The 22,334-nt window shown below is 56.5% G+C and carries 17 protein-coding genes; 8 read left to right on the top strand and 9 right to left on the bottom strand.

From position 1 onward, the window contains the following. Positions 1 to 6: 6 nt before the first annotated feature. Positions 7 to 687, bottom strand: a complete 681-nt coding sequence (gene lexA, locus HVA01_RS14655; RefSeq protein WP_146876153.1) for a transcriptional repressor LexA — start codon at positions 685 to 687, stop codon at positions 7 to 9. 267 nt (positions 688 to 954) lie between these two features. Between lexA and HVA01_RS14650 the strand changes: the two genes are divergently transcribed. The 4 genes from HVA01_RS14650 to HVA01_RS14635 all read left to right on the top strand — a co-directional run bounded on the left by HVA01_RS14650 (position 955) and on the right by HVA01_RS14635 (position 3,886). Continuing rightward, positions 955 to 1,632 (top strand): TetR/AcrR family transcriptional regulator, encoded by a 678-nt coding sequence (locus tag HVA01_RS14650; protein WP_146876152.1) that lies wholly within the window; start codon positions 955 to 957, stop codon positions 1,630 to 1,632. Beyond that, positions 1,610 to 2,146: a L,D-transpeptidase gene (locus HVA01_RS14645; RefSeq protein WP_146876151.1), complete on the top strand. Its 537-nt coding sequence runs from the start codon at positions 1,610 to 1,612 to the stop codon at positions 2,144 to 2,146. Before HVA01_RS14650 ends, HVA01_RS14645 begins: the two co-directional genes overlap by 23 nt. 63 nt (positions 2,147 to 2,209) lie before the next feature. Continuing rightward, positions 2,210 to 3,241, top strand: coding sequence for a beta-N-acetylhexosaminidase (gene nagZ / locus HVA01_RS14640; protein WP_146876150.1), 1,032 nt, complete (start codon positions 2,210 to 2,212; stop codon positions 3,239 to 3,241). Between the two features lie 66 nt (positions 3,242 to 3,307). Beyond that, on the top strand, positions 3,308 to 3,886 hold the full coding sequence (locus HVA01_RS14635) for a hypoxanthine-guanine phosphoribosyltransferase (RefSeq protein ID WP_146876149.1): 579 nt from the start codon (positions 3,308 to 3,310) through the stop codon (positions 3,884 to 3,886). Positions 3,887 to 3,907: 21 nt separating this feature from the next. On the opposite strand, the gene ppsR is transcribed toward HVA01_RS14635, so the two are convergent. After that, on the bottom strand, positions 3,908 to 4,741 hold the full coding sequence (ppsR, locus tag HVA01_RS14630) for a posphoenolpyruvate synthetase regulatory kinase/phosphorylase PpsR (protein ID WP_146876148.1): 834 nt from the start codon (positions 4,739 to 4,741) through the stop codon (positions 3,908 to 3,910). Positions 4,742 to 5,010: 269 nt separating this feature from the next. Here ppsR and ppsA point away from each other — a divergent pair, with 269 nt between their 5' ends. After that, complete coding sequence (gene ppsA, locus HVA01_RS14625) at positions 5,011 to 7,386, top strand: phosphoenolpyruvate synthase (RefSeq protein WP_146876147.1); 2,376 nt, start codon at positions 5,011 to 5,013, stop codon at positions 7,384 to 7,386. Between the two features lie 146 nt (positions 7,387 to 7,532). After that, a complete protein-coding gene (ggt, locus tag HVA01_RS14620) occupies positions 7,533 to 9,287 on the top strand; it encodes a gamma-glutamyltransferase (RefSeq protein ID WP_371860160.1) in 1,755 nt (584 codons plus the stop codon). A gap of 7 nt (positions 9,288 to 9,294) precedes the next feature. On the opposite strand, the gene HVA01_RS14615 is transcribed toward ggt, so the two are convergent. The 3 genes from HVA01_RS14615 to acnB form a co-directional block, all read right to left on the bottom strand. Further along, positions 9,295 to 11,238, bottom strand: coding sequence for a glycerophosphodiester phosphodiesterase family protein (locus HVA01_RS14615; RefSeq protein WP_146876145.1), 1,944 nt, complete (start codon positions 11,236 to 11,238; stop codon positions 9,295 to 9,297). A 42-nt stretch (positions 11,239 to 11,280) separates the two neighbouring features. Continuing rightward, complete coding sequence (gene rraA / locus HVA01_RS14610; RefSeq protein WP_174787785.1) at positions 11,281 to 11,775, bottom strand: ribonuclease E activity regulator RraA; 495 nt, start codon at positions 11,773 to 11,775, stop codon at positions 11,281 to 11,283. 177 nt (positions 11,776 to 11,952) lie between these two features. Then, a complete protein-coding gene (acnB, locus tag HVA01_RS14605) occupies positions 11,953 to 14,556 on the bottom strand; it encodes a bifunctional aconitate hydratase 2/2-methylisocitrate dehydratase (protein WP_146876143.1) in 2,604 nt (867 codons plus the stop codon). Positions 14,557 to 15,128: 572 nt separating this feature from the next. Here acnB and HVA01_RS14600 point away from each other — a divergent pair. After that, on the top strand, positions 15,129 to 15,785 hold the full coding sequence (locus HVA01_RS14600) for a MiaE family protein (protein ID WP_170243527.1): 657 nt from the start codon (positions 15,129 to 15,131) through the stop codon (positions 15,783 to 15,785). A 26-nt stretch (positions 15,786 to 15,811) separates the two neighbouring features. After that, entirely contained in the window at positions 15,812 to 19,711 is a 3,900-nt protein-coding gene (locus HVA01_RS14595; RefSeq protein WP_146876142.1) for an ATP-binding protein, read from the top strand. Positions 19,712 to 19,742: 31 nt separating this feature from the next. Here the strand turns inward: HVA01_RS14595 and HVA01_RS14590 are convergent, their stop codons facing one another. Genes HVA01_RS14590 through queC form a run of 4 tightly spaced genes read right to left on the bottom strand, consistent with a single transcriptional unit; the run spans position 19,743 to position 22,226 of the window. After that, positions 19,743 to 20,000 carry a YkgJ family cysteine cluster protein gene (locus HVA01_RS14590; RefSeq protein ID WP_146876141.1) on the bottom strand — a complete coding sequence of 86 codons (258 nt, stop codon included), beginning with the start codon at positions 19,998 to 20,000 and terminating at the stop codon, positions 19,743 to 19,745. Further along, positions 19,997 to 20,842 carry a 6-pyruvoyl trahydropterin synthase family protein gene (locus HVA01_RS14585; RefSeq protein WP_146876140.1) on the bottom strand — a complete coding sequence of 282 codons (846 nt, stop codon included), beginning with the start codon at positions 20,840 to 20,842 and terminating at the stop codon, positions 19,997 to 19,999. Before HVA01_RS14585 ends, HVA01_RS14590 begins: the two co-directional genes overlap by 4 nt. After that, complete coding sequence (gene queE / locus HVA01_RS14580; RefSeq protein ID WP_146876139.1) at positions 20,842 to 21,513, bottom strand: 7-carboxy-7-deazaguanine synthase; 672 nt, start codon at positions 21,511 to 21,513, stop codon at positions 20,842 to 20,844. The genes HVA01_RS14585 and queE overlap by 1 nt, the downstream gene beginning before the upstream one ends. Beyond that, positions 21,513 to 22,226, bottom strand: coding sequence for a 7-cyano-7-deazaguanine synthase QueC (queC, locus tag HVA01_RS14575; protein ID WP_146876138.1), 714 nt, complete (start codon positions 22,224 to 22,226; stop codon positions 21,513 to 21,515). Before queC ends, queE begins: the two co-directional genes overlap by 1 nt. Between the last annotated feature and the right edge of the window lie 108 nt (positions 22,227 to 22,334).

Below are 22,334 nucleotides of genomic sequence, written 5' to 3'. Positions count from 1 at the left end.
TGAAGCTCAGCCCAGCGCTTGGCCGTTGCCACCGCGAATAACCCCAACGCCGACGCCTTCGATATCAAGCGACTGTGAGCGCAGGTCGATTTCGATGGGATCGAATTCAGAGTTTTCCGCATACAACGTCACCTGATGCCCCTGGCGTTTGAAGCGTTTAACCGTCACTTCATCGTCCAAGCGGGCAACAACGATTTGCCCGTCGCGTACCCGTTCTGTGCGGTGCACCGCCAGCAGGTCGCCCTCTAAAATGCCAATATCCTTCATGGATAGACCCCGCACGCGCAGCAGGTAATCGGCTTTTGGGGTGAAGTACTCGGCTGGCAGCGGGCAGTAGCGATCGATATGCTCAGCGGCCAAAATAGGGCTGCCTGCCGCCACTTCGCCAATGACCGGGAGGCCGGTATGAAGCGGCGTCTCAAGGTTAGCGGGGACGGCACTGGCGGCGGTGTCCAAGGCTTCCTGCGGTTCTTGATTGGGCAAGCGAATGCCGCGTGACGTGTTGCGGATAATGCGAATAACGCCCTTACGCTCTAGTGCGCGCAGGTGCTCCTCGGCGGCATTGGGGGAGCGGAAGCCCAGCGCCTTGGCGATTTCAGCCCGTGTCGGCGGGTAGCCAAATTCGCCCATGGTTTTAACTATAAAATCAAATACATGCTGTTGGCGAGCGGTTAGCGGACGCGACATACCAGACTCCAAAAAAGTGAATAGACAATAACAAGGTAAATGGCAACTTAGTCGATAAGTGGTTAAGTATACAGTATGTTCCTCTATCCAGTATATGCTCTATTGATGTGCAAATGGTCGCCCTCTGGCAATTTGACTAATCGTTTGAAACTGCTTGTTTGCTTACGTATGGCCGATTATTTCGTTAACAAATCAAGCGTTGAGACAGCCAACGTTGTAGCATAGTATTTTGAGATGTTTTAAACACCTGTTTCCCTGGAGAGCGCAATGGCTCAATCTGACACAGTGACACGTATTCTCGATACCGCTGAAGTGCTGTTTGCCGAGCGCGGTTTTGCGGAAACCTCGTTGCGCAACATCACCAGTAAAGCGCGCGTTAACTTAGCCGCTGTGAATTATCATTTTGGTTCCAAGAAAGCGCTTATTCAGGCCGTATTTTCACGCTATCTAGACCCCTTTACCCAACGTTTTCACACCGCCCTTGACGACCTTGAAAAACAGCATGCCGGGCGTGTCATCCCCTTAGAAACCCTGCTTGAAACCATGGCGACCACTGTCCTGGCAGTGCCCGCCGAGCGCAACAGCCTAAAAGTATTCATGCGTTTGCTGGGGTTGGCCTATAGTCAAGCTCAGGGACATCTAAGGCGGCATATTCAGCAGGAGTATGGCGGCGTGTTTACGCGCTTCACCGAGCTGGTTCGCAAAGCCACCCCCGAGCTACCCGACGTCGAACGCTTTTGGCGTCTACACTTTATGCTGGGCACGGTGATTTTTACCCTGTCGGGGCTCGATGCACTGCGTGATATTGCCGAAAAGGATTATCACGAACAGGTCAGCGTGCGAGATTTGGTTAGACGGCTGCGGCCAGTCGTGGTGGCAGCCATGAATGCGCCGTTACCGCTCTCAATAGAAGAAGGAATTCATGCGAACGCCCAGGCTAGCTGAGCTCCCCCCCACTGAAAATATCTGGCTGGAAATCGATACAGCTCAACAGCAGCTACGCTGCTGGGAGGGCGTTACAGTGCGCTATGAGTGTGCCATCTCTTCGGGTTCAGCAGGGGTCGGGGAACTTAATGGCAGCGGCAAGACTCCCCACGGCTGGCACTATGTGCGCGCCGCCATTGGTGAAGGTATGCCGGAAAATGCGGTGTTTCGCGGTCGGCGATGGACAGGGGAAGTGTTTACCGCGGCGTTAGCCGAAACTCACCCTGAGCGCGATTGGATTTTGACCCGTATCCTGTGGCTGTGCGGATTGGAAAAGGGCGTCAACCGCGGCGGTCAGGTCGATTCTCAGCGGCGCTATATTTATCTGCATGGCACCTCACCTGACCAACCCATGGGGGTGGCTGCCTCCCATGGCTGTATCCGTTTACGTAACAGTGACCTGTTAACTGTTTTTGCGTTAGCGCAGCCGGGTACCTCCGTTTGGTTACACGGCGGTCGGCAGTGCTTTGATTAATCAGTTTTTGACACCGCTGGACGATCGTCTAGAATCTTCCTCCCTTTTATTGGACCTATCACCATGACTCAACCGTTAGGCCCGGTCATGCTCGACCTGGAAGGCCCAAAATTGACGGCCGCCGAAAAACGTTTGCTGCTTGAACCCACCGTCGGCGGGGTGGTTTTGTTTGCCCGCAATGTCGAAAATGGCTATCAGGTACGCAAGCTGTGTAGCGACATTCGCCGTATACGTGCTGATTTATTGCTGGCGGTTGACCAGGAGGGCGGGCGTGTTCAGCGTATTAAAGAGGGCTTAACGCGCCTTCCGCCAATGGCACGTATCGGCGAGTGTTATCGCGCTAACCCTGCCGATGGCCTGGCATTAGCAAAAGACGCTGGCTGGCTATTGGGCATGGAGATGGCCGCCTGCGGGCTGGATTTAAGTTTTGCTCCCGTGTTGGATGTGGAAAGTGGTCTATCCAGCGTTATTGGCGACCGTAGTTTTAGCAGTGACCCACAGCATGTGGCCCAGCTGGGCAGCGCTTTTATTCACGGGCTTCACGATGCTGGTATGGCAGCGGTAGGCAAACATTTCCCCGGTCATGGTGGGGTAGCGGCCGACTCTCACGTCGCGCTGCCGGTAGATGACCGACCGCTGGAAGTGATTAAACAGCACGATCTTGTGCCTTTTGCCCACTTAGCCGGGCAATTGGACGGCGTCATGCCCGCCCACGTTATTTACCGTGCCTTTGACTCGCGCCCTGCGGGGTTCTCACCTAGCTGGTTGGGGATGTTACGCGAGTCGCTGGGGTTTAAGGGCTGTGTTTTTTCTGATGATTTAAGTATGGCCGGCGCTCACGAAGCAGGTGAGCCCAAGGAGCGCGCGCGCGCCGCATTAGCTGCCGGCTGCGATATGCTGCTGGTATGTAATGATCGCAACGCCGCGCTTGACGTAATGGACGTATGCCAAGGGATCAATACCAAGCGTCCGGCTAAGTTACGTTACGGCCGTGCTCGACCTGATTTGGATGCGTTGAGCGCGCTCGGTCGTTGGCGTCGCGCCCACGCTAAGCTAGAGGCGCTGGCGGATAACCCAAAGCCAAGCAGCGAATGACATTCGTCACCTGAATATAGATGAGCCAAGATGATTAAGGCTTTTAACCCGCCGTGGAGTTGGTAGATGTCAACGTTGGATAAGCAAGCATTAGCGTCATTAGACTCGATGCGCGAATTAATGGATAACGCCGACTGCTTAATTTCTCAACAGGAAGTAGAGCGGGCGCTTGATCGCATGGCGGAAGCCATCACCAATGACCTGGGTGATAAACTGCCGGTTTTTTACTGCGTGATGAATGGGGGGTTGATTACCACCGGGCATCTGCTCACCCGCTTGGGCTTTCCGCTGGAAGTGGATTATTTGCACGCGACGCGTTACCGCAACGAGCTGCGCGGCGGCGAGCTGTTTTGGCGCGTCTCGCCAGAGGTGCCGATGGCCGGCCGCCACGTGGTGATTGTCGATGACATCTTGGATGAAGGGGCAACGCTGGCAGCCATTTTGGCTTACTGCAAAGAAGCCCAGGCAGCCAGCGTGACCACGGCGGTGCTGGTGGACAAGCAGCACAGTCGCAAAGCGGTGCCTGGTCTCAAGGCCGATTACTGCAGCCTAGAGGTGGCCGACCGCTATGTGTTTGGCTTTGGGATGGACTACAAAGGTTACTGGCGCAACGCACCGGGTATTTTTGCCCCGAAAGGTATGTGATTTAACCCAGAGGCTGCAGGGCTAGCGGGGCGAAAAGCGCCTTACTAGCCCGGTTTCGGCAATCATGCGCGTGGAAATCTCTTCCACTGAGAAGCGCGTCGCATCGATGAACGGGATATGCATGGTGCGGTAAAGTGATTCTGCCTGTTCGACTTCCTGCAGGCACTGGTCCATGGAGCTATAGCGACTGTTGGGACGCCGTTCGTTACGAATAGCGGCTAAACGACGTGCATCAATGGTCAAGCCAAACAGCTTATGGCGATGCGGCGCGAGCGCCTTGGGCAGTTTGAGCATGCCGTCTTCATCTAAATCGTCTTCTGTGAGCGGGTAGTTGGCTGCTCGAATGCCAAACTGCAGGGCGAGATACAGCGAGGTGGGCGTTTTGCCGCAGCGCGAAACGCCCACCAGGATGATATCGGCTTTATCGTATTGATGGGTGCGCGCGCCGTCGTCGTTATCCAACGCGAAGTGCACCGAATGGATACGATCCATATACACATCGTCGCTGCCAATCGAGTGAGTACGCCCAACGCTATACGACGAGTGGGTATCCAATTCCTGTTCCAAAGGCTCCAGAAAGGTTGAAAAAATATCAACTTTGAAACCTGACGCCTGACGGATGACGTTGCGAATTTGCTGATCGACAATGGTGTCGATAATGATCGGCCGATGTCCGTCGCGGTTCGCCGTCGCTTCGATAATTTCAGCTAATGCCTGGGCTTTATCCAGGGTATCGATATAAGGCTTGGTCAGCATATTGATCTCAACGTCGCTGAACTGGGCCAACAGGCTGCGACCTAAGCTTTCCGCCGTAATACCGGTGCCATCAGAAATAAAAAACGCCGTACGCTTCATAACGAAATCCACAGGTGAGTAATCCAACTATTGTGTCCCGAGTGGTTGGTTAGCACAACTTTTCTGGGGCCCAGGCATCGGCAACTGCGGCCGACTACATAACGGGCCTAAAAAGCGCGGTTGTTGTAAAAATCCTCCATCCACTTCGCTGTTAGACCAATGGCGAATACCTTGCCGCGGTGCTAGTGTGTCCCAGTTAATAATCCATGGCCCATGGTCTTAATGCCCATATCAGTGGCTGTGTCGATCTCTAAGAGCGAGGGGGTTACGTGGAAGAGTACATTCTGTGGTTCGATCAGCTGGGCATGGCGGACGTCGAGCGCGTGGGAGGTAAAAACGCCTCGCTAGGGGAAATGATCTCCAATCTGTCCGGTGCTGGCGTGACCGTGCCCGGTGGCTTTGCTACCACGGCCCATGCATACCGCGAATTTCTCTCCCATGAAGGGTTAAACGCGCGCATCAATGCAACGCTAGACCGCTTGGATGTCGACGATGTTAAGGCCTTGGCCGAAGCCGGCCGCAATATACGTCAGTGGATTATTGAGACACCGCTGCCTCCCACCTTTGAAGCCGCCCTGCGCGATGCTTACGGCCAGCTGCAGCAGCAACATCCGCAATTAAAAGTGGCCGTGCGCAGTTCGGCCACCGCCGAAGACTTACCCGACGCCTCTTTTGCTGGCCAGCAGGAAACTTTTCTTAATATCGAAGGCTTCGACAATATCAAGCGTGCCGTGCACGAAGTCTTTGCTTCGCTGTTTAACGACCGTGCGATCTCGTACCGCGTGCACCGTGGCTATGCCCATGAAAATGTTGCCTTATCAGCCGGCGTGCAGAAAATGGTGCGTTCGGAGATCGGTGCCTCGGGCGTTATGTTTACCTTGGATACCGAGTCTGGCTTTCGCGATGCGGTTTTCGTCACCGCCTCCTGGGGCTTGGGTGAAACCGTGGTGCAAGGCGCGGTGAACCCGGACGAATTCTATGTGCATAAGCCAACGTTAGCTGCAGGCCGCCCGGCGGTACTGCGCCGCAACTTGGGGTCTAAGCTGATCAAGATGGTGTACGGCCAGGACACCAGCGCGGGTAAATCGGTGGAAACCGTCGACGTGCCGCATGGCGACAGAAGCCGTTTCTGCCTGAATGATCAGCAAGTGATGGACCTGGCGCGCCAAGCAATGACGATTGAAGCGCATTACCAGCGGCCCATGGATATCGAATGGGCCCTGGATGGCGACGATGGTGAGCTGTATATCGTTCAGGCGCGTCCTGAAACCGTGGTTTCCCAGCAGGAAGGCGGCAAGCTTGAGCGTTTCCAGCTGCGTGAAAAAGGCCGCACGTTAATCACTGGCCGTGCGATTGGCCAGCGCATTGGCCGGGGTACTGTCAAAGTCGTGCTGAGTCCTGACGATATGGACAAAATTCATGATGGCGATATTTTGGTCACTGATATGACCGATCCCGATTGGGAGCCGATCATGAAACGCGCCTCCGCCATTGTGACTAACCGCGGCGGGCGTACCTGCCATGCCGCCATTATCGCCCGTGAGTTGGGGATTCCCGCGGTAGTGGGCTGTGGCGATGCAACGACCCAATTGCAGGAAGGAATCGATGTAACCATCTCGTGTGCGGAGGGGGATACCGGTAATGTCTACGCAGGGCTGTTGGACTTTGACTGCAAAGTTTCCAGTGTCGATGCCATGCCGGAAATCCCTTTTAAAATCATGATGAATGTGGGCAACCCCGACCGCGCCTTCGGATTTGCCAGCCTGCCCCATGCAGGCGTTGGGCTGGCGCGTCTCGAATTCATCATTAACCGCATGATCGGTGTCCACCCCAAAGCGCTGTTGGAGTATGCGACGCTGCCGGTGGACTTACAGCAGATTATCGATTTACGTACCGCCGGCTATGCCGATCCGGTCAGTTTCTACGTCGATAAACTGGTCGAAGGGATCTCCACGCTAGCGGCAGCGTTTCACCCCCAGCGGGTGATCGTGCGGCTGTCAGACTTTAAGTCCAACGAATACGAAAACCTGATTGGCGGCAAGCTTTACGAGCCGGGCGAAGAGAACCCCATGCTGGGCTTTAGGGGCGCGTCGCGCTACATTTCAGAAGCTTTCCGGCCCTGCTTTGAACTCGAGTGCCGGGCGCTGAAGCGGGTGCGCGAGGAAATGGGCTTCGAGAATATCGAAATCATGGTGCCCTTTGTGCGTACTACCGAGGAAGCGCGCGAGGTAGTAGAGCTGCTGGCGGCCAATGGCCTCGAGCGTGGCGGCCCCACAGGCTTGAAAGTGATTATGATGTGCGAGCTGCCCGCCAATGCGCTGCTGGCCGACGAGTTCCTAGAGTATTTTGACGGTTTCTCAATCGGCTCCAATGACTTAACCCAGTTAACGTTAGGGTTGGATCGTGACTCGGGTATTGTGGCGCATCTGTTTGACGAGCGTAATGGAGCGGTTAAAAAGCTCCTGGCCATGGCCATTCAAGCCTGTAAGGCTAAGGGCAAGTATGTCGGCATCTGCGGGCAAGGGCCGTCAGACCATCCGGACCTGGCTAAGTGGTTAATGGAGCAGGGTATTGACTCTGTGTCGCTCAACCCGGATGCGGTATTGGAAACTTGGTTTATGCTCGCAGGGCAAACAATCGAGTAATGGCGTTAAGCCAAGTCGTTATCTGACGCCCGGCCATTGTGCCGGGCGTCGTTGTTTTTATAGGCTACTCTTCTGGAGTGGTTTGTTCATTGGTCATGGAGAGCGCTGAGATGTCACCAAAATCGGTTAGGTTCGCGTTACCCGTTCTGCTGGTAGCGCCGTTATACAGCTGGGGGTTTAGCTATGAGATACCCGCAATTTCCCCCGAGAGCGAGTCTGGCTACGAGGAGAAGCCCGGTTGGGAGGCTGAGTCATTCGCCGTCGCTGCGGCCAATCCGTTAGCGACCGACGCCGGTTACCAAGTGCTTAAAGCCGGTGGCAACGCCATTGACGCGACCGTTGCGGTGCAGATGGTGCTTAACCTGGTAGAGCCGCAGTCAAGCGGTATCGGCGGCGGCGCTTTTTTGATGCATTACGACGGGGCTGACGTGCGCGCCTACGATGGCCGTGAAACGGCGCCGCAAGGCGTCAACGGGGCGCTTTTTTTCGCCGATGGCGAGCCCTTAGCGTTTAACGAAGCCGTGGTGAGTGGCCTTTCGGTAGGGGTGCCGGGTACCTTGCGTATGCTAGAAAAGGCGCACGCCGAGCACGGTGAATTGTCCTGGGAAGCGCTGTTTACGCCGGCGATTACGTTAGCCGAGGAGGGCTTTGCCGTGAGCAACCGTTTGCATACCAGCCTTGCGAACGATGAGTACCTGCGCCAGGACTCACTGGCGAGTCAGTTTTATTACGATGCGGAAGGGGAGCCTATCGCCGTCGGTGAAACGCTCAAAAACCCAGCCCTGGCCGATATTTTTCGCCGCGTGGCAGCGCAAGGCAGTGCTGCCCTGTATGAAGGGGACGTCGCGGAAGATATCGCGGAGCGCGTTCAGAACCACCCAGAGCGCCCCGGTGAATTGATGCTTGAGGATATAAGTGGCTACGAGGCGCTTGAGCGCGAGCCACTCTGCACGCCCTGGCAGCAGTGGGAAGTGTGCGGCTTTCCACCGCCTTCCTCGGGCCATCTCACCGTGATGCAGATTTTGGGCCTGCTCGATCAGCAGCCGCTACTTGAAGCACCACTGGATGATGGTGCTCCCAGCAGCGGGTGGCTGCACCAGTTTTTAGAAGCGTCGCGCCTGGCCTTTGCCGACCGCGGCCGCTACATCGCCGACCCTGATTTTGTCGAAGCGCCGGGTGGTGACTGGTCAACAATGCTGGCCCCCGACTATCTTGAGCAGCGCAGTGAGCTAATAGAAGAAACCAGCATGGGCGACACGGCCAAGCCGGGTAACCCAGGCGAATTAGCGGTTAGCTGGGCCTCTCAGCCCGAGCAACCTGAGTACGGGACGAGCCATATCAGCATTATTGATGCAGATGGCAACGCAGTGGCCATGACAACCACGATTGAGCAGGCGTTTGGCTCGCGGATTATGTCCGATGGGGGGACGGGGTTAGCCGGTGGGTTCTTGCTCAATAATGAGCTAACCGATTTCTCCTTTGAACCGGAAGTAGACGGTGAGCCGGTAGCCAATCGGGTAGAAGCGGGCAAACGACCACGCTCCAGCATGAGCCCGACCCTGGTGTTTGATCAGGACAGCGGTGAGCTGGTAGCCAGCCTGGGCTCGCCTGGCGGTGCCGCGATTATTCACTACACGGCACGCACCTTAGTCGCCCTGCGTGACTGGGGATTAAATGCCCAGGAAGCGTTGAACCTGCCCCATGCCATTACCCTAGGCGGCGACGTGTTTGTTGAAGAAGGTCGTTTTTCTGAAGCAACGCTAGAGGGCTTGCGCGAACGCGGCCATACGGTCAGCGAACGGAAGTTAACCAGCGGCCTTCAGGCGATTAGGCGCCTTGAAGATGGCAGCCTGTTTGGCGGGGCCGACCCCCGGCGTGAAGGCGTGGTGAGGGGCGATTAGTCAGCCTTTATTGACGTAGCCAGTTGCGCAGCTTTACCAGCATCAAGGCACCGTCGCTTAACGCCCGGCGGTCTTGTATGAGCGCCGTTAAACGGTCTGGGTAGTCGGTGATAATCGCATCGACGCCCAGATCAATTAGCGCCGACATGCGGGCGCGATCATTGACTGTCCACGCGTGTATTTGGTAGCCGTACAGCCTTGCTAAGCGAATTTCCCCTGGCGTAATGCGGTTATGCCGTAGCCCGAGGGCATCAAAATCACGCCGGTTCAGCGTCCCGGGTAAAATCAGCTGGGCCAGTAGCGTCACACGCAGCTCGGGTACGCGTTCATCGAGATAGGCCAGCAAAGAGGGCGACATGGTTGCCATGCGCATGGCTAACAGCGTATGGGGAAAACCGCACTCAGCGTAGCCATCGAAGGCGTTTTGCTGGGTTGCCCAGCAACGATAGCGCACGTCGTTTTCGGCGTTTAAGGTCTCAATCACCGCGTTGGCCAGTACCTGCGCTTGGCCGGGCAGCGGCTTGATATCGATCATTAAACCCGCTTGGCCTCGCACCCGTTCGAGTGCTTCGTCTAATCCGGGAATAGGTTCATTCTGAAAGGGGTTGCCAAACCAGCTGCCGACGTCGAATTGACTGAGCTCTTCTCGGGTTAGTTCGCCAAATTCGCGGTTATCGCCGGTGAGCCTTGCCAAGCTGCGGTCATGGTAGAGCATTACCTGTTGGTCTTTGCTCAGGCGCACGTCGATTTCAATATAGTCGGCGCCATCAATGAGCGACTGGTCGATGGCAGCCAGCGTGTTTTCAGGGGCTACCATGGAGCTACCCCGGTGAGCAATCACGGCAACATTGTCGCGTATTTCAAAACTATTGAGTACCCACCACGCTTGCAGGCCCGCAAAGATAAGCACGCTAAGTTCCACCGCCCAGGCAAGCCTGCCCGCGTTGAAGTCTTCAGATGGCGCCGCTGGGCGAGGTTGGTGATGCGCCAGCTGCATATAAAGGCAGGCTGACAACAGCGCATTCGTCGCGATACCCACAAAGGTAATGGCTAAAGTGACCAGCACATAGCCAATCAAATACGCCAGCATCGCGGGAATAAGCACGGCGTTGTGCTCAGGTAGCCACCACAGCAGCGGCGTGAAGAGTTGGTCAAACAGCAGAGTGGCAAAAAACGGTAGGCTAATAATAATCACTAGCAGCAAGAGTACCGCAGCACCAATGGAGCGGCGCCAGCCGCGGGTCAGCATAACGCTGCGCTTTAACGCTCGCCAAGGGCTGTCGTTTTCCAGCGCCACTAACGGCAGCGCTAATAGCCAGCGTAAATAGAGCCACGCGGCGGCCCATAGCCAAAGGGCGACGAGCGGCAGCGCGCAGCCAAGGAAATACCATAGCACTGGCGGGCGCACGCGCTGCGAATAATACGGGTCTATGCCACTTAGCCAGACGTCGTAAAGCCATGCAAGCCCGGCCATAAAGGGCGCCAGTAGCAATAAATGCGTGCCTACCTGAAGAATCACCAGACCCGCTAGGGCGGGCAGTCGACGCGTGCTTAGCCAGAGCGCTTCAAGGGCCAGTCGGTAGTGGTTATCGCGGGGTCTCACGGCCACCTGGAGCATGCCCGCCTGCTGCCAGTAAATAACCAGAAAAGCGAAGCCAAGCCCCACCAGCATGCCCAGCAACCCTAGCGGGCTAAATAGCAGCGCAATTAACGCATCATTGGTGACCACGGTGCGGTTGAGTCGGGCGAGCAGCCAACGAACCACCCAGGTAATGGCCGGCAGCAGCAGTGCTGAGGCCAGTAGGGTGAAAAACAGGTGGTAGGCGATCAGAGGGCGAAGGTGATCGCGCAGCGTGCGCAGTAAGGCAGAGCCAAGATAGGTCAAAGGCTGCATCGTCATAAAACGGTAAGAATGAGCCTCCAGGGTGGCAGTATGCACCACGCCTGGCAAGGGGGCTCTTTTGAGACAAACGGCATTAATGCAGAGTCGATGTTAAGAAAGCGGCAGCTCATGCTCGGTAACAATAATGCCGTTGTTATCGGCATACAGCCATTGGCCGGGCTGAAGGGTAACACCGGCAAAGGTAACGTCGATATCGCGCTGACCTTCACCACGTTTTTCACTTTTGCGCGGATGGCTGCCCAGCGCTTGAACGCCTAAGGGGAGCGTGGCGAGTATATCCACATCGCGCACGCAGCCATACATGACGACCCCCGCCCAGCCGTTGGCGACGGCTTGCTCTGCCAGCATGTCGCCGAGCATGGCACAACGGGGTGAGCCACCGGCGTCGACCACCAACACTGCCCCGTTACCCGGTTCAGCAACTGCTTGTTTGACCATGGAGTTGTCTTCAAAACACTTAATCGTACGAATAGTGCCACAAAAGGCTTCAAGCCCGCCAAAATTTGCAAACAGCGGTTCAAGCACCGCGACCTCGGGATGGGCATCGCATAGGTCCGGGGTCACTATGTGAGTGGTGGTCGTCATCATCGGCTCCTTGTTGTCTAAATCGATAAGCAGATAGTCGCAAAAAAACGCCCCGTCTGTCGAAGACAGGCGGGGCGTTCGGTCATCGACTCAGCAAATGCGACGAGTCACGTTCGCTGTGATGGTGCGAGCATCGGCGATGGGGCAGTCTAACTCAAGTGCTAATCAAGTGCTAAATTAGGCTTCTTGAGCGACCGGTATCACGTTTGAGGCGATTTTTTGATACTCCTCAATTTCGTGAAAATTCATATAACGATAAATCTCGCCCGCCATAGCGTCAAACTCTCCCATATACCGCTGGTACTCTTCAACGCTGGGCAGGCGTCCTTCTACGGCGGCAACGGCGGCCAGCTCTGCCGAGGCGAGGTACACATTGGCACCATCGCCCAGGCGATTCGGGAAGTTACGTGTAGACGTAGACACCACGGTGCTCTTGGCAGCAACGCGGGCCTGGTTACCCATACACAGTGAACAACCCGGCATTTCCATCCGTGCGCCGGCGCGGCCGTAAATACCGTAGTAGCCTTCTGCTGTCAGCTGATGCTGATCCATTTTTGTGGGTGGTGCCAGCCACAGCCGGGTTTTTAAACTGCCAGCGGGCTGCTTTTCAAGCAGTTTGCCGGCGGCCCGGAAGTGGCCGATGTTGGTCATGCATGAGCCGATAAAGACTTCATCGATTTTCTGGCCTGCCACTTCAGACAGCAGGCGCGCATCGTCTGGGTCGTTCGGCGCACACAGCACTGGCTCTTTGATTTCAGCCAGATCAATTTCGATAATTTCAGTGTATTCGGCGTCCTGGTCAGCACGCATCAAGCTGGGGTCAGCCAGCCATGCTTCCATCCCTTCGATACGGCGACTAATAGTGCGCTCATCGCCATAGCCGTTGCCCATCATCCACTTCAATAACGTAATGTTGGATTTCAGGTACTGGGAAACGCTCTCGTCTGACAGCGTAATGGTACAGCCAGCGGCAGAACGCTCGGCGGACGCGTCAGAAAGCTCAAAGGCCTGCTCGACGGTCAGGTCTTCCAGACCTTCAATTTCCAACACCCGCCCGGAGAAGGCGTTAATCTTGTTGGATTTATCGACGGTCAGCAAGCCCTGCTTGATAGCGTAGAGCGGAATAGCATGAACCAGGTCGCGCAGCGTAACGCCCGGCTGGCGCTTGCCTTTAAAGCGCACCAATACCGACTCTGGCATATCCAGCGGCATCACACCGGTGGCGGCGGCAAAGGCCACCAGGCCTGAACCGGCGGGGAAGGAGATACCAAGCGGGAAACGGGTGTGCGAGTCACCACCGGTGCCAACGGTATCCGGCAGCAACATGCGGTTTAGCCAGCTGTGGATGATACCGTCGCCGGGACGCAGCGAAACGCCGCCACGGTTCATAATAAAGTCGGGCAGGGTGTGGTGCGTATCCACGTCGACCGGTTTCGGGTAGGCGGCCGTGTGGCAAAAAGACTGCATGACCAGGTCTGCCTGAAAGCCCAGGCAGGCAAGGTCTTTCAGTTCGTCACGGGTCATCGGGCCGGTGGTGTCTTGCGAGCCAACGGTGGTCATCTTGGGTTCGCAGTACATGCCGGGGCGCACGCCGTCCAAGCCGCAGGCTTTGCCGACCATTTTTTGCGCTAAGGTGAAGCCTTTGCCGGTGTCTTTGGGTTGGTCAGGCAGGCGGAAAACGTCAGACGCTGGCAAGCCAAGCGATTCACGCGCCTTGCCGGTGAGGCCGCGGCCAATGATCAAGGGAATACGGCCACCGGCGCGCACTTCATCCAGGATCAGCTGCGTTTTGAGTTCAAAGGTGGTAATAACATCGTCGCTATCGTGCTTACAGACTTTGCCTGCGTAAGGGTAAACGTCGATGACATCGCCCATGTGCAGGTTAGCAACGTCCATCTCAACCGGCAGGGCACCGGAATCTTCCATGGTGTTAAAGAAGATCGGCGCAATTTTGTTACCAAAGCAGAAACCGCCAGCGCGCTTGTTGGGGGCGTAAGGAATATCGTCGCCAAAGAACCAAAGCACGGAGTTGGTGGCTGACTTACGCGATGAGCCGGTGCCGACAACGTCACCCACATAAACGACGGGGAAACCTTTGGCTTTAACGTCTTCGATCTGCTTGAGCGGCCCTGTGGTGCCTGGGGCAACCGGCTCAATGCCGTCACGCGCGTTTTTGAGCATGGCATTGGCGTGCAGCGGAATGTCCGGGCGTGACCAGGCGTCTGGGGCGGGCGAGAGGTCATCGGTGTTGGTTTCGCCAGGCACTTTAAACACGCTCAGGGTGATCTTTTCCGCCAGCGCCGGTTTGGAGAGGAACCATTCTGCCTCAGCCCAGGATTGGATAACGTCTTTGGCGACGCTATTACCATTCTTGGCGCGCGTTTCCACGTCGTGGAAGGCATCGAACATCAGCAGGGTGTGCTTTAACTGCTCGCCAACTTCGTGGGCTAACGCTTCGTTGTCGAGTAGCTCCACCATGGAAACGATGTTATAGCCGCCCTGCATGGTGCCGAGCAGTTTAACCGCGTGCACTTTGTCAATCAGCGGGGAGGTCGCTTCGCCTTTGGCGATGGCGGTGAGAAAGCCGGCTTTTACATAAGCAGCTTCATCGACGCCCGGCGGTACCCGGTTAGTGATGAGGTCGAGAATGAATTCTTCTTCACCCGCCGGTGGTGCTTTCAGTAGCTCGACCAGCGCAGCAACTTTTTCGGCGGTTAAAGGCTTGGGTGGGACGCCTTCGGCGGCACGTTCCTCGACATGTTGGCGATAAGCTTCAAGCACGTTGGGCCCTCTCTTCTATGTTCTCATTTGCTTTTTGGTGACGGCCTAAACGTTGCGCGGTGTTGGCTGCGCGGTGTTAAAGAATGGCGCCGATCACATATGACATGCGCTTGACAAACAGCGTGTTGTCGGATGACTTGGATTCTACGCCAAACTGTCGACAATGTTAAGCTGGCAACCAGTGTGACGCCTTGTACTTTATGTTGATACAACCCCCTAAATGGATAGAAAAGCGCTTTTACTTGGTCGGCCGATTAAAAATCAAGCACGTTTTGCCTATGGTTGGCCAACCATATCTTGGCCAACCATAGGCGAGTGGGTGTGATTGTCGGTACCGCGCGTTACCATAGCGTTAATGCATCGCCTGAGCGGCGCTCTAGGGCGATGGAATTAGCGGCACTCTAGGGCGATTGAAGCAGTCCTGGTAAAGTCGCTGGAGCATTGTCAGGCGAGGTACTATATTAGTAACAATCAATTCAATGTATCGATTGTGAGTCGAAAACAGCAGGGAGCTAGGCGCCGCAGGGGCTTTTTGTTGTACAATAATGTGATGCAAGATCGTTAATGGTGATATTTTGATACAGTTAAGTACTTTGCCAACGGCCAGTCATACGCTCAACGCTGATGATCTTTTGCCTGAAAGTCTGCTGCAGTTTTTGGCCTGTGCGACGCCTCCGGCGTGGCTGCAATGGGCGCTGGATAACCCTGAAACGCTACTGATTGATCATGCTCAGTGCGAAAAAAAGGCGGCTTCCACAGCGATGAGCTTGCTCTATCGTTACGTCGATCAGCCGCTGCTGCTGAGTAAGATGTCGCAACTAGCGCGTGAAGAACTGCTGCATTTTGAACAGGTGGTGGCGTTGATGGCATCGCGGGGAATCGCCTACCGGCATTTAACCGCTTCGCGCTACGCCGAAGGACTTCGACAGCATGTGCGCAGCAACGACCCTGAGCGTCTCATCGATGTGTTAATTATCGGCGCCATCATTGAAGCGCGCAGCTGTGAGCGGTTTGCTTGCTTAATTCCTTATTTAGATGAAGAGCTTGCCAGGTTTTATCGCACTCTGGTGAAGTCAGAAGGGCGTCATTTCGAGGATTATTTGTTGCTTGCTCGTCAGCAGACCCCTCACTCGATTGATGAGCGGATCGCTTTTTTTGTGGCGCGTGAAGCGGAGCTAATTACTTCGCCCGATACGGCTTTTCGTTTTCATAGCGGTGTGCCAGCTTAAGCCGCTTAGCCCGGCAGGATGTAACCATGCGCGATGCTCGTGAGACCGACCAGTTAACCCTTTTTGGCCACTTTTCGCTCACCCAAGGCGAAGATGTACTCACTCATTTTAGCTACGATAAAGTCAAGGCGTTGCTGATTTATCTGCTGCTGCACCGTCAGCCAGTTAACCGGGCCGCCCTGGCAGAGCTGTTGTGGCCCGACCAAGGGCTATCCTCCGGTAGAACTAACCTGCGTCATGCATTGCACTGTTTGCGTCAGTCGCTGGGTGACAGCGCAGACCAGGTACTCAGCGTCTCTCGCCAGACCATTGCTTTTCAACTGCCGGCCCATTGGCAGGTCGATCTGCATACGTTACAGCAGCTACTCGAAGGGCCGCGCGATTTAGATACCCTTGAAGCGTTGATGTCCTGCTACCAGGGGGATCTGATTGAAGAACTTCAACTAGCCAGCTGTAGCGAATTTCAGCGCTGGTTAGTGCAGGTGCGTAACGAGTGGCGTCAGCGTGTGATTCGTTTTGCGGAACAAGTCCTTGAAGCCCACAGCGATGTGCCCGACCATATCCTGGAAACCCTGGTCAGCCGTTTCTCGGGGTATGGGCCTTTTCATGAGCGCTTGGTTCGCCAGCTGGCGGAGCAGAACCAAATGGCCGCGGCCCACGAACAGTACAATAGCTACTTACAACTATTGGCGCTGTCAGGGCAGCAGCCAGAGCCAAGCTTCTTGCAGTTGGCCAGCTACTGGTCCGATGGCCACCATGACCCGCGCATGATGAGCCCCCAAGGCGCCTTTTCCCGGGCGTTGGCGGCGGACAGCAAGCCCCTGCGTGAAGATGAAATTGAGCTGCGTCAGCTTTCCGTAATGGCTATCCGGCTGCGCTTAAAAGGCGAGTGGCAAGACCGGGCCGCGACGCGCAATTGTCTGGCGCTCCAGCTAGAGCTGTTGCGCTGGCTGGAGCAGCAGTGCCACCACTTAGGCGGTTTTTGGCTGCCGGGGGCCACCGGCGGCCTGGGGCTGGCCTGCTTTGGTACCCATGGGCCGACGCATCAACTGGCTGAACTGGTGGCGCTTTATGAGCACTGCCGCCAGGCGTTGCCCCAGGAGAGCGCTCGCCACTGGACGGGTGAGGGCGTGGTGCCACAATTTGAATTGGCCGCTGGGTTACACAGTGGGCGGGTGGTTTATCTACCCGAGCGACAGTTGGCCGACCCGTTGGGGCAAGTAACGCAAACTTCTTTAGAGATGATGAGCGCTGCAGAGGGCAGCGAGCTGGTTATCTCGCAAGAGGCCAGTCAGCACATGCCGCCTGCCCTGGATTTACAGCCGCGCTTGGTGTCGCGTTTGGTGGCCAGTGACGGTCGCGTGCGGTTACGAGCGCTGGTGTTGGGTCAAAACGAAGGCGGTCCCGATGCGCTACCGCCCAGTTTAGTCGGCCGTGAGACCTCGCTGCGAACGCTGCGTGATGCCTTGGCACGGGCAGGTATCGGTTTACGCCAGAGCGTCCTTGTGCGGGGTGCGTCTGGTATGGGTAAATCCGCGCTGATGGTCGGCTTTCGTCAGCTGGAGCTGAGTCGCGAAGCGGCTATTTGTTGGCAACCCACCACGCGTTTATCGGTGCTCGATCCTTACGGGGTCGCGCGCACGTTGGTCAGTTGGTATTTAAAACAAGAGTTAACCGCAGCGGCTATTCAGGCGCTACAGACAACGCTTGAGATGGACCCGCTGGATGCCGATCGCCAGCATTTGCTTGAGGAGGCGCTGGGTGTTCATGAAGTGCAAGAGATCACTCAGCTAGCCCAAAGTGGTGAAGCCGTTGAGCTGGTAGTGACGTTGTTGCACCGTTTAATCGAGCATCAGGCGACGACCCATACGCTGGTGCTGATGATTGATGATTTACAGTGGCTGGATGAGCCCTCCTTTAAAGTGTTGGCCGGGCTGCAAGCGCGTCTGCCTATCAATACTGCCTTTATGCTGGTGGCTAGCCACCATGGGCGCGAGCAGTTGCCCGTTAAGTTGCATTGGGATCAGCAAATTAGTTTGGGTAATCTGGATGCGTTGCAGTCAGCGCGGCTATTGTCGCAGCTGTCGCGCCGTTACCGTCTTCATTTGAGCCCGCGGTTGCGTAATCAAATTATTGAACGCTGCGACGGCGTACCGCTGTATATGCAGGAGATTTGCCGCCGCTTGGATATGGACCGCCGCGAAGGTCGCAGCGTCCAATTTGATGAACTGCCCAAAGGGCTGTTAGGTCTATTGGCAAGTCGGATTGATCAGCTGGAAGGCGATCGTGATATTGCCCATGTCGCTGCGGTGCTGGGTAAGCGCTTTCGCTTGGATTTCCTGCTGGAGTGCAGCGGTTGGGACAGCGGGCGCCTGAATCAAGCGCTTGAGCATATGCGGTTATTGGAAATTATCGAGCCCGTGGATAAAGACAGCGGCGAGCACGAGTACCAGTTTAGCCATCAGTTGTTGCAAGAAGCGGCCTACCTGTCTTGTCCGCGAGATGTGCGCGTAACGCTGCACCAGCAGGTGGTAACCTTAATTGAAGAGCGCTTCCCGGTATGGATGAGCCGCCACCCCGGCGATTTTGCTACCCATTTACGCCGCAGCGGCCACTATGCCCGTGGCGCACGTTATTTCGAGCTGGCCGCCCGAGAAGCCCTCAAAGTAAGCGCCAACCGAACCGCGCTGCGTATGGCCGATTTTGGCCTGGCGAGTTTGCGCCACGTCGAGCATGAGATTGAGCGTGAGGTGAGTCTGCTTACCGTGCGTGGTCAGGCGGCGTTCTCGCTAGAGGGGCACGGCTCGCCGACGGCACATGAAAGCTTCGTGCGTGCCCGCGAGCTGCTGCGTGAATCAGGTAGCGATAGCCTCGAAGACCCTGAAGATTTAGAGCAGATATTCCTGGTCAAGTGGGGTCTCTGGGTGGGGCGTAGCCAGCGCTATGCGCATGCGGATGCCTTTGCTTTGGCCTCTACGCTTGCTGACATTGCGGCACGGCTTGAAGACCCCCGCTATCGCCGCCTTGCCGACTACGCGCGTGCCAACTGTGAATATTGGGCCGGTCGTATCCAGCAGGCCCACGACCACCTCGATGAAATTGATCCGCTCAATGCGCCGATGATGATCGAATGGCTACCCTTCTCCGATCACCCGCAAGTCACTGCCGCTTGCTTCCAGGGCTGGGCGCTGTGCCTGCGCGGTGATTATCAGCGCGCCGAGCGCCAGGTGTCCGCAGCGATTCGGCTGGCAGAGAAGATTGCGCATCCAGGCTCCTTAGCGTTAGCGCTGCTGTTTGCCGCGGCGCTCTATCGGCAGCTAGGCCACGTTCATATGGCGGCTCGCTATGCCGAGCGGGCAGCCGCCATGACCGGCACCCCTGATCTGCAGCTATGGCAAATTGCCGCCCAATGCATTCTGGGCTGGCAGCAGGCCTTGTCGGGGGATGGCGCCGGGTTGGTTAAGTTGCGCGACAGCTTGGACCAGATGGCGGAGCTCAACGGTCGCGACCGCTATCAGCGCCCCGTCCTCTGGTACTCGGATGCCTGTATTGAACTGGGGGAGTTAAACGCTGCAGAAGATTACCTGGATCAATGCTTAGTAATTGCCCGTGAGCGCACCACGCTATTTCTGCCTGAGTTAGCTACCCAGCTGGCGAAGGTGCGTGATTTGCTCGGGCATCCGCCCAACGAAGTGAAAGCGCTCGCCGATATGGCGATTACTCAATCCCGCGAGCACGGTAATCGCCACCAGGAGCTGGCGGCCCTGGAGCTATGGCTGACGCGTATTGAGCCGAATGACCAGCAGGCCAAGGACAGGTTTCGGCGTTTATTGAGTGACGTCAGCAACAGCGACGCCCCGGTGCTAACCCGCTGGATCAGTTTGCTTGATCGTCGCCTGCCGCACCTGGTTAGCGTTGACGATTAGCCAGCCTCAAAGGCGATTAGAGCAGGCCCGCCTAGCGGGTATCCTGCTCTAACCATGTCAACGTCTCAAGCGCCTGCTCACGGTGTTCGCCGCACACGCTAGCGTCGAAGTTAAAGCGCTCGCACACGGCGGGCCGGCGCGGGTCGTTAAACAGTCGACATAAATTGTGCTCATCTAACTGGACGCAGCGAACGCCTGCCGGCTTGCCCTCAGGCATGCCGGGGATGGCTGAGCTAATTGAAGGCGCGATGCAGCAGGCACCACATCCCGCCCGACAGCCTTCACTCATGGCGTAACGCTTGGTGAAAACGTGGCGATAGCGCCTTTATTGATGCCCTCAAAGGCTTGAATACGCGTTGCGGCGCCGCTTTGCGTGGCCACCTCTTGGGCCAGCCAAGCGGCGATATTTTCCACCGTGGTCGGGCCAGGCAGTACCGCACACCGCGCCAGCGGCAGCGTGATCGAGAAGTCGCCTTGGGCAGCCTGATAACGACAGGTAAGGGTGTCGCTATCCTGGGCGGCGATGTCCGCTTGTTCGAGTAAATAGCGGTTATCCAGCCAGTCGGACCACTGCTGCTCAAGTAGCGGTTGACGCGTATCGCGTTGCCAAATATAAAGCCGTGAGCGGTGGCCATGGGCAATGCGCTGACAGTTGCCGATATGACGCTTTAGGCCGTGAGTGTAGCCATAGGCAGCGCCATTGATGGCCTCATCGCTAAGTGTCAGAGTGACTTGGTGAACATTATCGGGACGCTGCGTGGTCAGCTGCTGGCTTAAATACGTGGCGATGGTGTCGGGGGTAATCGTACGCCAGGGCAGTAGGCTAAACGCTTCTTTGGGTCCACGAACTTCCATGGAGTAGGGCGTTGTGGTGCGCACACACACGCCTTCAGGGCAATCCGTCACAGTGACCCCGGGCGCTTCAGTGGGTACCAGCAGGGTATGATCGAGCCCGCTATCCAGCGTGCGCTTGATCCAGGGTTTGACCTCGCCAAAATCGAACAGCATGCCGTCGTCGCCCAGCTCGCCATCCAATACCGCGTCAACCTGCCAGCTACAGCCGACCAGGCCGCGCTGGGGACACCAAAGCGAGACGTCTATGTGCGTCAGTTGGTTAACGAATAAAGCCATTAATCAAAACCTGCTAATTTGTGCATTTGCAGCGACAAACGCCACTGGGGATTAGCCATACAGTAGGCGGTCGTCTCGGCGACGGTGGTCTTATCCTGATTGAGCGGAGCAAGATCCATCGGCTGGAGAAAGAAGTGGCGAAAGCCAAGCGAGGCGAACTGCTCCGGGGGAGCGTCTGCCTGTGGGAAAACAAGCTTTAATTCATCGCCCTTCGTAACTACCAGAGAGTTGCCCCCTTTGGGGCTAACGCAAAGCCAGTCAATGCCTGGGGGCGGCGCTAGTGTACCGTTGGTCTCAACCGCCACTTCAAAGCCATGGCTGTGCAGCGTGGCAATCAATGCCGTATCGAGTTGCAGCAGCGGCTCCCCGCCGGTAAATACCACATAGGGTGTCGCAGAACGGGGCGTTGCATGCTGCGTTGCGATAGTGTTTTGTTCGGGCCATAGCGAAACGATATGCTCGGCAAGCGCGCTTGCACTGGCAAATTTACCGCCATTAATACCGTCGGTGCCGATAAAATCGGTATCGCAAAAGGTGCATTTAGCCGTTGCCCGATCGACGTCACGGCCCGACCACAGGTTGCAGCCGCTAAAACGACAAAAAACGCTTGCTCTGCCTGCCTGGGCGCCTTCCCCCTGTAGGGTATAAAAGGCTTCTTTGACCTGATACATCAGTGTTGGCCTGCTGCAGTGTTGGGGCTGTAAGCCAGGGGATCCGTCACCCCGTTGGCGGCAAAGGCGGCTAAACGTTCGTGGCAGCTGCCGCACACGCCGCAGGCAAGTTCACGGCCTTCATAGCATGTCCAGGTGTGCTGGTAATCCAAGCCCATGGCCAGGCCTTCACGCAGGATGTCGGCCTTACTTGTGTGTAAATAAGGGGCGTGTAGTGTGACTGGCTCGAAATTGGCAATGCCCGCTACCTGGTTCATGGCGTCAACGAACGCGGGGCGGCAGTCTGGGTAGAGAATATGGTCGCCGCCATGGGCACCGTAGTCGACTCGACTAGCGCCAATATTGACCGCTTTGGCAATCGCCAGCGACAGCAAAATCATATTACGATTGGGCACCACGGTAGCGCGAAGGTTGTCCGCAGCGTAGTCGCCTTGGGGCATTGCCTGGTCTGGGTTGGTGAGCGCTGAATTATCAATTAGGCTATGGATGGCGCGGATGTCCACCACTTGATGGGGCAGCCCCAGCGAAGTGCATACTTGGCGTGCAGTATCGAGTTCGCGGGCGTGGCGTTGGCCATAGTCGAACGAGAGCGCGTGTACGCTAAGTCCTTCACGCAGCGCGCGGTGCAGTAGCGTGAAAGAGTCCATTCCACCGGAATAAATAACCACGGTCGTCGTGGCGCTATCAGCAGCCACGGAGGGTGTTGATGACATGAGAAGACACTCTTTGTCGGAGAATTTATGAGTCGCGAGCAGCGATTAGCTGTCGCAGCGTTCCGGGGTCCGGTCCGGAAGGTCGGCAGTTTACGCAAAAGCCGTTAA

The sequence above is a fragment of the Halovibrio variabilis genome, from assembly GCF_007991175.1.
Classification (GTDB): Bacteria; Pseudomonadota; Gammaproteobacteria; order Pseudomonadales; family Halomonadaceae; genus Vreelandella; species Vreelandella variabilis.
This window is presented reverse-complemented; position numbering and strand designations above follow the sequence as displayed.

What these genes read in the sequence shown, in the direction of transcription:
- HVA01_RS14650 (WP_146876152.1), top strand. Translation starts at nt 955, where the DNA reads ATGGCTCAATCTGACACAGTGACACGTATTCTCGATACCGCTGAAGTG.
- nagZ (WP_146876150.1), top strand. Translation starts at nt 2,210, where the DNA reads ATGACTCAACCGTTAGGCCCGGTCATGCTCGACCTGGAAGGCCCAAAA.
- HVA01_RS14585 (WP_146876140.1), bottom strand. Translation starts at nt 20,842, where the DNA reads ATGGCTTTATTCGTTAACCAACTGACGCACATAGACGTCTCGCTTTGG.
- queC (WP_146876138.1), bottom strand. Translation starts at nt 22,226, where the DNA reads ATGTCATCAACACCCTCCGTGGCTGCTGATAGCGCCACGACGACCGTG.
- ppsR (WP_146876148.1), bottom strand. Translation starts at nt 4,741, where the DNA reads ATGAAGCGTACGGCGTTTTTTATTTCTGATGGCACCGGTATTACGGCG.
- lexA (WP_146876153.1), bottom strand. Translation starts at nt 687, where the DNA reads ATGTCGCGTCCGCTAACCGCTCGCCAACAGCATGTATTTGATTTTATA.
- queE (WP_146876139.1), bottom strand. Translation starts at nt 21,513, where the DNA reads ATGTATCAGGTCAAAGAAGCCTTTTATACCCTACAGGGGGAAGGCGCC.
- HVA01_RS14645 (WP_146876151.1), top strand. Translation starts at nt 1,610, where the DNA reads ATGCGAACGCCCAGGCTAGCTGAGCTCCCCCCCACTGAAAATATCTGG.
- HVA01_RS14595 (WP_146876142.1), top strand. Translation starts at nt 15,812, where the DNA reads ATGCGCGATGCTCGTGAGACCGACCAGTTAACCCTTTTTGGCCACTTT.
- HVA01_RS14590 (WP_146876141.1), bottom strand. Translation starts at nt 20,000, where the DNA reads ATGAGTGAAGGCTGTCGGGCGGGATGTGGTGCCTGCTGCATCGCGCCT.
- rraA (WP_174787785.1), bottom strand. Translation starts at nt 11,775, where the DNA reads ATGACGACCACCACTCACATAGTGACCCCGGACCTATGCGATGCCCAT.
- HVA01_RS14635 (WP_146876149.1), top strand. Translation starts at nt 3,308, where the DNA reads ATGTCAACGTTGGATAAGCAAGCATTAGCGTCATTAGACTCGATGCGC.